At 42.0% G+C, this 13,565-nt stretch carries 11 protein-coding genes and 1 pseudogene; 7 read left to right on the top strand and 5 right to left on the bottom strand.

Going from position 1 to position 13,565, the window contains the following annotated elements; genetic code table 11:
- The 4 genes and pseudogenes from V7L31_RS21965 to V7L31_RS21950 all read left to right on the top strand — a co-directional run.
- A pseudogene (locus tag V7L31_RS21965) lies at positions 1 to 597 on the top strand (WD40 repeat domain-containing protein); the annotation flags it as partial.
- 250 nt (positions 598 to 847) lie between these two features.
- Positions 848 to 1,948 (top strand): AI-2E family transporter, encoded by a 1,101-nt coding sequence (locus V7L31_RS21960; protein WP_334698221.1) that lies wholly within the window; start codon positions 848 to 850, stop codon positions 1,946 to 1,948.
- A gap of 546 nt (positions 1,949 to 2,494) precedes the next feature.
- Positions 2,495 to 2,740, top strand: coding sequence for a hypothetical protein (locus V7L31_RS21955; protein ID WP_179064826.1), 246 nt, complete (start codon positions 2,495 to 2,497; stop codon positions 2,738 to 2,740).
- Positions 2,741 to 2,750: 10 nt separating this feature from the next.
- Positions 2,751 to 3,791 (top strand): hypothetical protein, encoded by a 1,041-nt coding sequence (locus tag V7L31_RS21950; protein WP_334698220.1) that lies wholly within the window; start codon positions 2,751 to 2,753, stop codon positions 3,789 to 3,791.
- 160 nt (positions 3,792 to 3,951) lie between these two features.
- Here the strand turns inward: V7L31_RS21950 and ilvA are convergent, their stop codons facing one another.
- A complete protein-coding gene (gene ilvA / locus V7L31_RS21945; RefSeq protein ID WP_334698219.1) occupies positions 3,952 to 5,463 on the bottom strand; it encodes a threonine ammonia-lyase, biosynthetic in 1,512 nt (503 codons plus the stop codon).
- Positions 5,464 to 5,958: 495 nt separating this feature from the next.
- Between ilvA and V7L31_RS21940 the strand changes: the two genes are divergently transcribed.
- Together V7L31_RS21940 and V7L31_RS21935 are read left to right on the top strand one after the other, a co-directional pair.
- Complete coding sequence (locus V7L31_RS21940) at positions 5,959 to 6,258, top strand: RNA recognition motif domain-containing protein (protein ID WP_179064828.1); 300 nt, start codon at positions 5,959 to 5,961, stop codon at positions 6,256 to 6,258.
- Positions 6,259 to 6,636: 378 nt separating this feature from the next.
- Positions 6,637 to 7,143: a hypothetical protein gene (locus V7L31_RS21935; protein ID WP_334698218.1), complete on the top strand. Its 507-nt coding sequence runs from the start codon at positions 6,637 to 6,639 to the stop codon at positions 7,141 to 7,143.
- 258 nt (positions 7,144 to 7,401) lie between these two features.
- On the opposite strand, the gene V7L31_RS21930 is transcribed toward V7L31_RS21935, so the two are convergent.
- Positions 7,402 to 7,845: a PEP-CTERM sorting domain-containing protein gene (locus V7L31_RS21930; RefSeq protein ID WP_334698217.1), complete on the bottom strand. Its 444-nt coding sequence runs from the start codon at positions 7,843 to 7,845 to the stop codon at positions 7,402 to 7,404.
- A gap of 506 nt (positions 7,846 to 8,351) precedes the next feature.
- Between V7L31_RS21930 and V7L31_RS21925 the strand changes: the two genes are divergently transcribed.
- Positions 8,352 to 8,528, top strand: a complete 177-nt coding sequence (locus V7L31_RS21925; RefSeq protein WP_334698216.1) for a hypothetical protein — start codon at positions 8,352 to 8,354, stop codon at positions 8,526 to 8,528.
- Between the two features lie 137 nt (positions 8,529 to 8,665).
- Here V7L31_RS21925 and V7L31_RS21920 read toward each other — a convergent pair whose 3' ends face one another.
- The 3 genes from V7L31_RS21920 to V7L31_RS21910 form a co-directional block, all read right to left on the bottom strand.
- Entirely contained in the window at positions 8,666 to 9,631 is a 966-nt protein-coding gene (locus V7L31_RS21920) for an acetamidase/formamidase family protein (protein WP_334698215.1), read from the bottom strand.
- A 113-nt stretch (positions 9,632 to 9,744) separates the two neighbouring features.
- Positions 9,745 to 12,264 (bottom strand): phosphoenolpyruvate--protein phosphotransferase, encoded by a 2,520-nt coding sequence (gene ptsP / locus V7L31_RS21915; protein ID WP_334698214.1) that lies wholly within the window; start codon positions 12,262 to 12,264, stop codon positions 9,745 to 9,747.
- A gap of 66 nt (positions 12,265 to 12,330) precedes the next feature.
- A complete protein-coding gene (locus V7L31_RS21910) occupies positions 12,331 to 13,344 on the bottom strand; it encodes a hypothetical protein (RefSeq protein WP_334698213.1) in 1,014 nt (337 codons plus the stop codon).
- Positions 13,345 to 13,565 lie beyond the last annotated feature (221 nt).

Raw genomic sequence — 13,565 nt, 5'->3', positions numbered from 1 at the left:
CCTGATGGTCAGTGGATTGTCAGTGCCAGCAATGATTTGACAGTGCGCTTGTGGGATATTCACGGCAACCCCATTGGTCAACCTTGGCAGGGACATGAAAAAGAAATTAATTCTGTCGCCTTTAGCCCTGATGGTCAGTGGATTGTCAGTGCCAGCAATGATTCGACAGTGCGTTTGTGGGATATTCACGGCAACCCCATTGGTCAACCTTGGCAGGGACATGAGTATTGGGTAAATTCCGCAGCTTTTAGCCCTGATGGTAAATTGATTGTCAGTGGTAGTCTTGATGGAACAGTCCGCTTGTGGCAATGTGGGTGGCAAGAATGGTTGCAAGTTTGCTGCAACAGGTTACATTATCATCCCGTCTTTCAAAATCCTGAAAATGGCAGTGATGTAGAAATTGCCCACCAAACTTGTCAAAAATATGTATGGAATCCACAATGCCCTAAACAGTTGCACAACCAAGGTGCAGCAAAGCTAAAAGAGAAAACTTTTTCAGCAGCTTTGGAGGACTTTAACCAAGCAGTTCAACTTAATTTCACATCGCACTGGAAACATCGTCTTGCTTGGCAATCAGTACACACAGAGAACCAATAACTAGGCCTACGGTTGACAACTGCAATAAAAATTTAAATTTCTAGACCTCTGTGAGGGTAAATAGAATAAAATTTTAGCTAGGGAGTGAAATATCTGAACAAATTAAAATTGGCTTGACTATATGGGCACAAACAAGAGAGAAAAACGAGACTTGTGGTAATCAGGCTTACAGCTACTCTGAAAAATAAAAATTCTGCGCCATCCCAGGCACTAAATTTGTCAAATTCAAACAGAAAAATAAGTGATAGTAATGGCGAATCCTAGAGATACAGACAATGGATGGTCGCAGTTAACTCGTGGTGCGCCATTGGCAGTAATGATAGCGGCAGTACTATACATTTTATATCAACTTTTACCCGTATTAGAACTTTTAGTTGTTGCAGCATTGATTGCTTTAATTTTGCGAACCCTATTAAGGTTTTTGCAAAAGCTAGTCAAATCACAGGATATTGCTGTTTTGCTACTAATTGGATTAATCATTGGATTTGTTGTGGTATTAGCTACTGTAGTCCTACCTAGTGTGACATTTGAATCTCAAAAATTAATCAAAACATTACCAACTTATCTCAATAGATTGACAGGAGATGTTGAGCAACTGCGCCAGAAATTTGCTTTTATTCCTGACATTTCCCAAGCACTAATACAATTACGAAATTTGACCAACCAGTTACTAGGGGGAGTACCAGTTTTCTTAGGTGAAGCTTTAAGTTTAACCATAGAGTTGGTAGCAACCTTAATTTTAGCGCTTTACATGGCTTACGATCCTAATTCCTTAGTGAAAGGGATTTTAAGATTAGTACCAAGGCGACATCACCATCGGTTTAAAGGAATCCTTAAGGCTTGCGAGACAAGATTGCGAGGCTGGATTTTTGGGACAGGAATAGCGATGATATTTCTGGGTGCTGGAGCAACGTTTGGACTTTTGATTTTGGGGATTCCGTCAGCCCTACCATTTGGGATTATTGCAGGTTTATTTGAAATAATTCCTTACTTTGGTTCGGTCATTGGTGCTTTTTTACCAGCATTAGTAGCATTGAGTATTTCCCCGTTAAAATTAGTATTTGTGTTGATACTTTTCTTTATAATGAATCAAATAGATGCCCATGTTGTTCAGCCTTTGGTGATGGGTCAGCAAGTTAATATCCATCCAGTGATGGTGATTGTAACATTTTTGGTAATGGGTAAGCTATTTGGATTTATTGGTGTGCTGCTTGCAGTGCCTGCGGCAGCAGTGATAATTACGCTGATTGATGAGTTTACGCCGTCAGAAAAGCTGATAGAGTCAGTCGGAGTTGAAACTAGAATAGATGTTCAGTCGAACGATATTACTCAAGATCACAACCAAAGTTGAAAATCGAAGAAAAAACGTTAGTTTGAATATCCTCATCATATTTTGAGTGAGGGGTTGAGAATTTTAACAGCGAAAAGCGCGGGTATTAATACTGCTGGGGAGGCCCCAGCAACCCCTCGACTTTTCAAGACAGTAGCCGTCGGTGCGCCGGATGCTATATACGCCTGCGGAGAACTTGTAAGTTCTAAATTCGTTCAGGCAGAGATCGTTGAAGCAGGAATCACGCGACTTTGAGTCGTGTGAGATTCAATTACCAATCAATAGAAGTGGAACTGAATAATCCTGCACTTTCCTCTATCCATTTCTGATGATGAGGACAATGTAAGTTGCCTGTGCCTAAAAAATGGTACTAGTGTTTGCTCCTCTTATATGCTGAGAGAATAGTCAATAGCTAATTCTCAAGTTGCTCATCTACACTTTATGCTAGGCGTCAAATTCACTGATTTGAATAAAACTTCTACATAAACACACACTGATGCGGTTTGATTTGCTTGAATAGCTATATTGATAGGACATTGATACGACGGCAATTCACAATTCCTGATTATGGCAAGTAAATTCATTGATGTTAGGGAATATACTGTCCGGGCGCACAAAAGACAGATTCATACTCGTGTTTTCCAGTTTGTCTGTAAAGAGTGTAACGATCTGACAAAGCGCGAGACTTTTGGCCCTCGACCCTTATATTGTGAGAGATGTCGCCCTCCCCAACCGCCTAAGAAATCCCAACCAGCATCTCAGAAAGCAAAACCCAGAGCAATGTCTTACAAAAGTGACATCGATTTAAATTGATTAAAGCCCTATGACTCAAAATGGACAATTAGAACCACCTCCGGGAACCTTTCTCTCACCACTGTTGGAATTGCGAGACTATTATGCTCGCCTCACAGAAGAGTACGAACGCCTCTTTGTACAGGCGCGATCGCAACTCGATCATGTAGAAGCGTTGTTGTCTAACTGGTCTTTTTCTGATGCCAATAAACAGATATCAAGACTAACTGCGGCTGATGAAACCTCAAATCTTTCTCCAGAAGGTTCTTTGCGGTTTTTATCACCCCTTGATGACATCAACGAAATCAACTTAGTGGAGTCTGTACAGTCAGAACAAAAAGACTCAAATCAGGTTGAGATCAATAATTCTTTTTCTGCTGCTGTTGATACAAAAGAGAGTCAATCTGTAACTACATCAACAGATTCAAAGATCGCCCCAGAGAACAACGATAGTTCTACTAAGCTGATAGAAATCCCCTTACTACCTCAATATCAGCACACCATCTCGCGAATGGAAGCCATAAAACAACTATTGCAAGAGCAGATAGGTACTGTTTGTCATATCGATTTTATCGTGCGATCGCTTTATGGAGAGTTAGATTCCAGTCTATTCAGAGTAGTTAAAGGTAGGGTGCAATCTTCCCTCACCCAAGGTAGAGAAAGAAATTACTGGGTAACTATTCCCGATGAACCAGGTTGTTATACTCTGGATTTAAGTCTGGTAGCCCCAAGTAGTCGCAATGGTGCTTCTAGGAGTATCAAAAACAAAAATAAGAAGCCTTTCATCCCCCCGACAAAAACAGTACCGATGCTCAAAGCCTTTGAGGGTCAATTCTTAATTGATGCCCTCACCTCTCTGTTAGAAGAAAATCCAGGTAAAGTTTTCAGTGTTGCTGAAGTCATCGCCGGAATTTATGGAGAACTAGATTCTCAGCAACTCAGAGAGATCAAAAATAAGGTGCTGAATGAATTATCTAGAGGCTATCGGACAGGCAGATTCGCTAGGGTTCCTAATCAAATCGGCTTCTATACTTGGGACTCCAATCTGATATTGAAGGGGAGTTCTCGTTAAATTGGGGATTGGGCACAAGAGGCAGAGGTGCGGAGGGGCAGGGGAGCAGGGGAGCGGAGGGGCAGAGGGGAAAAACTTACTGCAACTTCTCCCCTGCTCCCCTTCTCCCCTGCTCCCCTGCTCCCCTGCTCCCCTGCTCCCCTGCTCCCCTTCTCCCCTGCTACCCCAAAAACAACTTGTATGCCGGATTCTTGTTTTCATCCCAATAGCGATAGCCCAAATGATCGAGAAAAGCTTGCCACTCTTCCATCTCGTGGGGGGGAACTTGGATACCAACAACGATTCGTCCGTAGTCTGCACCATTGTTGCGGTAGTGAAAAAGACTGATATTCCAGTTGGGACTCATGGAAGTAACAAACTTCATCAATGCGCCAGGACGTTCGGGAAACTCAAAACGATAGAGCAATTCATTGTGAGCTAGGAAAGAGTGCCCACCTACCATGTGCCGCAGATGTAACTTGGTTAGTTCGTCGTCGGTTAAATCAAGGGTTTCAAATCCATGAGCTTCAAAGGTTTCTACCATCTTTGCAGCATCAGCACGGTTTTGAATTTGCACACCTACAAAAATATGGGCTGTTTTTTCATCGGCGATGCGATAATTAAACTCGGTAAGATTACGGCTGCCAATACATTCACAAAACTGGCGAATACTTCCCCGTTCTTCTGGAATTGTAACTGCAAATATCGCTTCGCGGCGTTCACCAAACTCTGCTCGTTCTGCGACAAAGCGGAGGCGATCAAAATTCATGTTTGCACCGCAGGCAATAGCGATTAAGGTTTCTCCCTGGATTTGTTCTCGTTCGGCGTAGGCTTTAGCAGCTGCGATCGCTAATGCACCAGCCGGTTCTAAAATTGATCGCGTATCCTCAAATACGTCTTTAATCGCAGCACAAGTAGCGTCTGTATCCACCAAAATGATTTCGTCTACATACTGCTGACATAAACGGAAGGTTTCTTCACCGACTTCTCGCACCGCCACGCCATCAGCAAATAACCCCACTTGGGACAAGCGCACCCGATGTCCCGCTTTGAGCGATTGAGACATGGCATCAGCATCTACTGGTTCAACCCCAATAATCTTGATTTCGGGACGCAACCGTTTCACATAAGCCCCAATCCCAGAAATTAATCCGCCTCCTCCAATTGCCACAAAAATCGCATGGATGGGTTGCTGATATTGCCGTAAAATTTCCATCCCGATTGTTCCTTGTCCGGCGATGACATGAGGATCGTCAAAGGGATGAATAAAGGTCAATCCTTTTTCTATTTCTAATTCACGGGCATAGCTATAAGCATCGTCGTAGGTGTTTCCATGTAACACAACTGCCCCGCCCCTCATTCTCACAGCGTCCACCTTGACTTGAGGCGTAGTTATGGGCATCACGATAATCGCTTTGGTTCCTAAGCGATTGGCTGCAAGGGCAACTCCTTGAGCGTGGTTCCCCGCAGATGCCGCGATTACACCTTTTGCTAATACATCTGGTGGCAGTTGCACCATTTTGTTATAAGCACCCCGTAATTTAAAAGAAAATACTGACTGCATATCTTCACGTTTCAACAGCAGTTGATTATTCAGCCTCGCTGATAAATTTGGTGCATACTCAAGTGGTGTTTCTTGGGCAACATCATACACACGGGCAGTCAGGATTTGAATTAGGTAGTCGCAAAACATGGGCGTCAAGGTGTTAGCAAATGCTGGATGGAGATTAATTTTACGTTACAAGCGATCGCACTGGTTTTATCAAAACAGAATTCAGGAGTCAGGAGCCAGAATTCAGAATTGAATTCTGTGTGACTGGCGGATGAATAAAACTTCAAAATTACTCATACTGTTTGAAGATAAATAAGTTCAGCGATGAAAATTTTTGGTGACTTCAAATTTTAGGCGATCGCTCGTAGATAGATTTTTCCGATTTGATTTATGAAAAAACTCCGTACAACTTGAAAATGCTGATTCCTGATTTCCTACTCCCTACTTAGACAAATAAGTTCAAAAATCAAATCGAATTGCAATAAGTATAGTGTTACTGATGAACATAACTTTTTAATTTATGTTAAAGTATGCGTGGAAGATGAAATTCGGCTATGTAGTTTGTTTTTATATATACTTGTATTACAGACCTCTCCGGATCTAAATCTCTACACCATTTGATTCTGGAGACATTTTATGTCAATTTACGTCGGTAATCTATCTTATGAGGTTAAAGAAGATGACCTCCGGCAAGTCTTTGCAGAATACGGAACTGTCAAAAATGTTCAATTGCCTATCGACCGAGAAACAGGTCGGGTAAGAGGTTTTGGCTTTGTAGAATTGGAATCAGACGCACAAGAACAAGCGGCGATTGATGCCCTTGATAATGCTGAATGGATGGGTCGAAGTTTAAAAGTTAATAAAGCCAAGCCCAAGACTGATGGAGGTTCTTCTGGTGGTAGACGAGGTGGAGGAGGATACTCTCGACCCTATTAAGGTCTAAAACCAAGAGGTTAACTCTAAGGTCTTGAGGGCAGACAAGGCGTCTGCCTTTTTTTTGCTTCGGTTGACCAAAGAAAGACGAGGGCTAGAGACAGGAGGTTTTAGAAAATAATTCTGTTGACATCCTCACCGCCGTGTTCGCCCTTGGCGTTCCCGTTGGCGAAGCCTCTCCAAGAGTTGGGTACGCACTCTTAAGAAGGAGTAATGAGTAATAAGTAATAAGTAATGAGTAAATACCCATTTTTCATCCACTCCTTACTCATTACTTTAAAGCATTGCGTGAAGCACAGGGTTTCAGACCCATTTTTCTCATGAAGCCATGCGTTAGCGTCGGCGATCGCAGGTATCGTTTTTTTAACAGGTGTAGCAACCATGAACCCAGAAGCTAAACATATTGTTGGCGAACTAAGGCATAAGTTCTACTCTAACTTTGCTGCTGCTATGAATATGCCAGTGATTATAACTGGTACATCTTATAGTAGTAATTCACCGATCGCATCTTGGATGGATCGTAGGCAAAGACTGAACTATATAAATGTATACGCTTATACAGCACCCGATGAATTTGTCCCGCTTCGCCCATTCATTCTTCGGCTGGCTATTAACAAGAGTGCTGGTAGAGTGACGGTGTTCAGAAAAGGACAAGTCTGCCGGGGTCTAAATTTGGTGTGGGATTTCGAGTTAACTGTACTACCAAAAGAAATCTTAGACTTTCTTCCCTGGATAGTTAACTTAGTTGAGGCCCATGATAAAGGTTCACCATTATTGCTAGAATCACCACCCCATTCATTTGAATTAAAAGTGTCAGAGGTCGAGTTATTTAATAACGCATGGACTCAGAAAGCTTGGCTGCTTGCGAATTCGACAATATCTTTATAGTAGGCTGTCAAGTTTCAATTGATAGGTAAGCAAGTTTGTAATCTGACTTTTCCCCTTCCTGAGATAGGAAGGAGATTATACCATTTCATGAAATACTTGATAAAAATGATTTGTCTCTAACTCTTTTCCTCTGCTCCTGCTGTCTATTTGTATCAACCTTAAAGTGAAATGGTATTAGGGGATGAGGTTTTTGTCGGCTTTTTCAATCATCGCTGATTTTTACTTTCCTTAAATAATACTATCTATCGCAACTTAATATTACATGAATTTATCATCATCTTTCGTGTTTTTTCTACATAGTAATAATGTAAATCCAGTTAATACAAATAGTCCTGGTAATGTATTAGGTTCATTTAGTAGTATTGGCTCTGACGATTGTGTTACATGAATGTCCAAAGATGGAGTGGAGTTAACTATAGAATTTGTTTCTGCAAAGTAGTTGTTTAGACCCGGCACTACAGCAGTATTGTTATAATTATCACTTGTAAGTAGTGTGTGGGAAACAGGTGATTGTGCGTTATCAGATATACCTTCATTGCCTGACAATAGTGAATTAGAATCTGGATTATCATCAATTAGTGATGCGGCTGATGTCGGTGTATTAGACACTGAGGATGTAATGACAACTAAGGCTATAGTAGCTAAACCTTTAAACAATAAGTTTTTTAGTATTGGAGTACTAGAGTGTTCTATACTATGCACTTGATTGATAACTAAGTAATTCTACATAAGTAGACTACCACAGCTATATTTTTTAATCAAAGTAAAATACTATTCTTTACCAGGTATTTACATACTCTTTACTTTAATCATTCATCTGTCTTTAGAAAGATTTTTATTTGAACTTATATGTACACATTTGACATATTAATGACACAACACTGACATAGATGTAAATAAAATGTTAAAAAAAGAACTGTCAGTTAATGAATAATCTGATTGAATTCATCACAATTAAGTCAAACAATTAAGACTTAAATCTCAAAATGCTCTCACTAGTTCACGAGAGTGAACTTGGCTATTTGGGAACGTGTTTTAACCCTTCCCCTTTACCTTTAAGCGCATTTTGGGGTTAACAGACTAGTAGGGCGATCGCAGTTTTTCAACTTAACTTTGATCTCTCAGTATCGGTGAACAGCAGAAAAATGGTTGCAGACTTATATCTGATGTCAAATTTTATACGATTTTAAACAATCGGAGTAATCTGAATGTCTACATTTACCGTCACTAATACCAACAACAGTGGTGCAGGTTCACTACGGCAGGAAGTTCTAAATGCCAATGCTCTTTCAGGAAAAGATATCAGCAATTTTAGTGGACTGTTTACTGATGGGCTGGCTCATACGATCAATCTAATTGGTAGTGTCACGGGCAACAGCACATAAAAGTTGCTAGGAGAGGAAGGCCGCTCCGGTACTGGGTACTGGGAAAAAGTTTTTTAAAATTTGGTGGGCCTTTTACCCACCACCAAATTTTAAGGGTTTGCCACCCAATCCCTAATCCCCAGTCCCTTTTACTTGATTTAGATAAAGTCTAGCTTAGAAAAAATTGATTTGGGTAGCATTCCATGTACACCTTTTTGGGGACTGTTTACAACTTGAGTAATGTGAAAATTCACAGCTAAACTACATAATACGTAAGCATCTTCTGGCGGCAAATTTACGAAGTGTTCCAGAAAATCAATCATGTTTTTTAAAGCCAGTTCTAAGGCTTCATCTAAGGTTTGAGCAAAGCCCATTGTGATGATATGAGTTGGAGTTTCGGCAATTGGTGTTGTTAGTTGTAAATCCTTGCGAAGTTTCAGTGTGATTCTACCGTTCATGGAAGTTTCAATGGCGGTGACATTTACTTCGCCGTCTCCTTGTGCCGAATGTCCATCACCAATAGAAAATAATGCACCTGGTACGAAAATTGGCAAAAATAAACGAGAACCAGCTTGCAGTTCTCGATTGTCGATATTACCACCGTAAGAACCTGGTGGGATAGAAGTTCTAGAGGTTTCTGGAGTAGCGACACCAAGAATTCCAAAAAACGGTTTGAGGGGAATTTTTATGCCAGCACCTACTGGAAATTCGGCGATATTATTTACCAAATCTAGAGGGATGAATCTCAAAGCAGGCTGAGGAAACTGATGTGGTAAAGCTCCCCAACCTGAACGAATGGTATTGAAGCCGACAGGTAAACGAGGTGCGATCGCATCTAATTGTACTTCTAAAACATCCCCTGGTTCGGCATCGCGCACATAAATCGGCCCTGTGAGTAAATGCGGCCCTCCAGCAATTTTTCGTTCCGGGAGAAGATTTTGGCAGATGTCGATAAATTCTGGTGTGAGAAACTCAGGTGGTGCTTTGTCGTAAACGTAGTAACCACTATAAGTTTCTACGTCAACTGTATCGCCAGAGTCAATAATGAGTGCTGGTTTTAGCAGATTAGAAAAACCACCTAAATGCACAGTTTCTTTTGAGGCTTTTAAAATGTAATGAGTCACGTCGCTTTGCTCCGAATTCAAAATTGAAAATTAAAAATTAAAAATTAATAATCCCCATAAATAAATTTAGTTGCTCTGTAAACGGACTTCGTATTTATGAAAAAAGTGAAGGTTTAAATGCGATTCTGGCCGATTTCCGTTGAGATTAGCTCTCTGACGTGAGTTGCAGAATCTTGCTGTAATGCTGATGCCACGATCGCTTCACTTGCAACTATACTTAATCGAGCGATCGCTTGCTTCACTCCAGGTATACTTTGAGGATTGACGCTCAACTCATCCAGCTCTAAGCCTAATAAAATTGGTGTTGCGAAAGTATCTGCTGCCAATTCTCCACATAATCCGACTGAAATCCCGGCTGTATGAGCAGCTTGAACAGTTTGCTGCACCATTCGTAATACTGCTGGATGTAGCGCATCAACTAAATTTGCCACGCGGGGATTAGTGCGATCGCTAGCCATGACGTACTGGCTCAGGTCGTTAGTACCTATACTAAAGAAGTCTACTTCAGCCGCTAACTGATCTGCGATCGCCACTGCCGAAGGTACTTCGATCATAATTCCCACTTTCATCGCGGCATCAAAGGCAATACCAGCTTGATTGAGTTCAGCCTGCACTTCCCCCAAAATTATCTTAGCTGCACGTACCTCCGTCACCGTCGCAATCATCGGCAACATGATTTTAATTTGGTGTCCGACGCTGGCTCTCAAAATTGCCCGTAACTGAGTTTTGAACAAATCCAGATGATCCAAACAGAAACGAATTCCCCGCCAGCCCAAAAAAGGATTAGCTTCTGGAAACCCGACTCTCAGATAGGGAAGTGGCTTATCACCACCAACATCGAGGGTACGAATAATTAGCGGACGATTATCTAAAACTTGAGCGATCGCCTGATACACTGCTAATTGTTCTTCTTCCGTCGGGGCGCTTGTTCGGTCTAAATAGAGAAACTCAGTGCGGAGTAGTCCTACACCTTCTGCACCGCTAGCTACAGCAATTTGAACGTCATTTATACTACCAATATTGGCGAAGACGCTAATTTGCTTACCATCACGAGTAATTGCTGGTTGATGGGCTGTAGCTTGTGCTTCTTGTTGGGCAGCTTGCCAAGCTGACTGCTTTGCTGCTAGTAAATCTAGGATGTGTGATTCTGGTTCTACCCAAGCTCTGCCACTTTCGCCATCAAGAGCCATAAGTGTACCATCTGCTAAGTGCAACACCTGGGCATCTACTCCCAGAACTGCGGGAATACCCAATGTTCGGGCGATAATTGCACTGTGGGAAGTGGCGCTACCAGAAGTAGTACAAATACCCAATACCTTTGTCGGATCTAATCCAGCCGTATCTGAGGGAGTTAAATCAGTCGCCACTAAAATCGCCGGTTGCTCAAGATGCAGGTTAGCGGGGGCATTGCCAGATAGTAATCGTAGTACCCTTTGCCCGACATCTACAACATCGTCAACTCGCTCTTGCAGATAAGAATCCTCAAGTATATGGTAAGAAGCTATTACTTCATCTACTACAGCTTGCCAAACGGCTTCAGCATTTATATGGTTTGCTAAAATGCGTTCTTTAGACGCTTCCAACAACACTGGATCTTCTAAAAATAACAGTTGGGCGTCAAAAATTGCGGCTTCAGCATCACCAATTTGCAGAGATGCTTGTGAGAAAACTGCTTGAATTTCTTGTTGGGCGGTGTGGATTGCTGTTTGTAATCTTTGCCACTCTGCTTCAACATCTTCAACGTGGTGTTGCGTAACAATAATGTGAGTGGGTTGATAATGAACAACAGGTGCGATCGCTACTCCAGGAGAAGCTGCAATCCCCGAAAGTTCGCCGTGAGTGGTTGGGGTAACTTCATGCTGAAATGCTGGTGGAGAATTCAAAGCAACACGATCTTCTCCAAAATTATTTGCGAATAATGCTTGTAACGCTGCCAGCGCCTCATCTGCATCAGAACCAGTGGCAGTAATCAGCAGTTCGTGTCCTTGACGCACTCCTAAAGTTGTAACTTGGTTAATACTGTCACCCCTAACTAGCTGAGTATTTCTGGTTAAATTCCGTACTAGAATTTGGGATTGAAACCGGGCTGCGGTTGCGACAAACTGCGCTGCGGGACGGGCGTGTAATCCTAAGCGATTGCTGACAATCAGCTGGATTTCTCGCGTTGGTGATTCTATATTGGTTGTTGTTGGGGTGATAGCAGACAAAGGACTACTAACTAAACCCAATTGAGTTGCTTTTGCTAGGAGTGCGCCGCGTGCTTCCGCCATAACTTGGTGAATATCTCCACCAGCCGCCGCCGCTACTACAGCAGCGATCGCACCTTCTACTAGCGGGGCTTCACACAAATACACTTTTTGCTGTTGTGCTTCTGGTAGAAACTCAATGGCCATTTCTGCACTTAGCAAAGCACTACCCAAATCCATTAATACCAAGACACCATCATCAGAAAATACAGAAGCGATCGCCTCATAAACCTGGATGGGATCTGTACCCAATGGATTTTCCGAATCTTCAATCCCTGCTGCAACAGCAATGGAAACTTGGCCCTGAACCATCTGCGCGGCGAGTTCCCGCACACCCAGAGCCAGTTGTTTACTATGAGAAACGATAACAATTGCGATCGCGGCCACACCGTCAACCTTGTTGAGAGGTTTGCGTTTAGCTAGTTATCCCTTGCATTTTCCCGTACCGCTAAATTACAATTGCAACTGCCCGAAAATATTCCGGTCTTTCCAGCTAGAAATACGAACAAAATAGCCTTCTTTTAGATCAATACCTGGTATCCACTCATAAACTCCATCGCTAGCAGTACGGGAAGAAATGTTTTGGATAAGTTTGTTCCCATCGTACAACTTAATCGAGACATCGCCATCAAAATTATCCCGCCACAATATTAAATAAGGCTGATCTTTCTTTGGAAGTACTTTCTTCACTGGCTGAGTAATCAAAATCTTTGGCGCGACCTGATTTTTGCTTCTCTTGCGGAATCCCAGATAATGAGGTAGATGCCGGAAAGTAGGATTTTCTTGCAGATTAGACAATTGGGGAACAATAATGTCTCCCTGTTGGGAATTGAATAGATAAGTTGATCTGCCGCCATCAACGGTAATGATATCGCCTTTAACTCCTAATTTACGTAATAAATCGGCTGCTTCGTCCAGAGTTGCCTGGTTCACCGTCATAATCGCCAACAACTCGTCGCCCTTAACACCATCTTTGTTGAGAGTACCGATGAGTTGATATTTATTCGCTTGGTTTTGGGCTAATACTTTCGCTGGATGATCGCTGTATTGGTAAGTAGCGATCGCATTCTTTACTGCTTTTTGGTTCAGAGGCGCACCACTAACCGGATTGTAATCGGTAATATATGCCTGCTGATTATCCCAGACTAAGGTTTTGAGGCGAATATTACGATAATATTTATCTTTTGGTTCCTTGATTGGGCCATAAGGGCTAGTACCACCAGTGATGACAACACCATTGAGTTTGATCGGAAAGGATAATTGAGTACTAGATTGGTATTGCTCAAAGAAAGAACAATTAATCATGGAAAAAACGTTGTTTGCGTAAAGTTTCTTATATTCGTCTGTTACTTCAGAAAACAACTTATTTTGGAAAAAAGGGCTGTAATGTCCGCCTTCCCCTTTATAATATTTGCCTTCATTTAGACCCATATCATCTACCTCTCCGGTAATTTGGTCTATGTGCATTTTGCGGAGATCGATAACTTGTAAATATGCTTCGTTACCATTGGTTAATTGTTTTTTATATAACGCAGCCCCATCTATAACCTGGAGAGGCTGATAAGAATCCCCAGAGAGTTAGGAAGTGCGATTGCTTAATTGGGCTTGGTGCTGCTCTAACTCTTTCACCCGATTCTCTAGAAGTCCGTACCGAACAAAATTAATCTGTATTATTTCTTCGATCTTGA

The organism is Nostoc sp. (genome assembly GCF_036916655.1).
Lineage (GTDB): Bacteria > Cyanobacteriota > Cyanobacteriia > Cyanobacteriales > Nostocaceae > Nostoc.
The sequence above is the reverse complement of the archived record's forward strand: the minus strand, read 5'-3'. Positions and strand labels throughout refer to the sequence as shown.

What these genes read in the sequence shown, in the direction of transcription:
- V7L31_RS21960 (WP_334698221.1), top strand. Translation starts at nt 848, where the DNA reads ATGGCGAATCCTAGAGATACAGACAATGGATGGTCGCAGTTAACTCGT.
- V7L31_RS21955 (WP_179064826.1), top strand. Translation starts at nt 2,495, where the DNA reads ATGGCAAGTAAATTCATTGATGTTAGGGAATATACTGTCCGGGCGCAC.
- V7L31_RS21950 (WP_334698220.1), top strand. Translation starts at nt 2,751, where the DNA reads ATGACTCAAAATGGACAATTAGAACCACCTCCGGGAACCTTTCTCTCA.
- ilvA (WP_334698219.1), bottom strand. Translation starts at nt 5,463, where the DNA reads ATGTTTTGCGACTACCTAATTCAAATCCTGACTGCCCGTGTGTATGAT.
- V7L31_RS21940 (WP_179064828.1), top strand. Translation starts at nt 5,959, where the DNA reads ATGTCAATTTACGTCGGTAATCTATCTTATGAGGTTAAAGAAGATGAC.
- V7L31_RS21935 (WP_334698218.1), top strand. Translation starts at nt 6,637, where the DNA reads ATGAACCCAGAAGCTAAACATATTGTTGGCGAACTAAGGCATAAGTTC.
- V7L31_RS21925 (WP_334698216.1), top strand. Translation starts at nt 8,352, where the DNA reads ATGTCTACATTTACCGTCACTAATACCAACAACAGTGGTGCAGGTTCA.
- V7L31_RS21910 (WP_334698213.1), bottom strand. Translation starts at nt 13,344, where the DNA reads ATGCACATAGACCAAATTACCGGAGAGGTAGATGATATGGGTCTAAAT.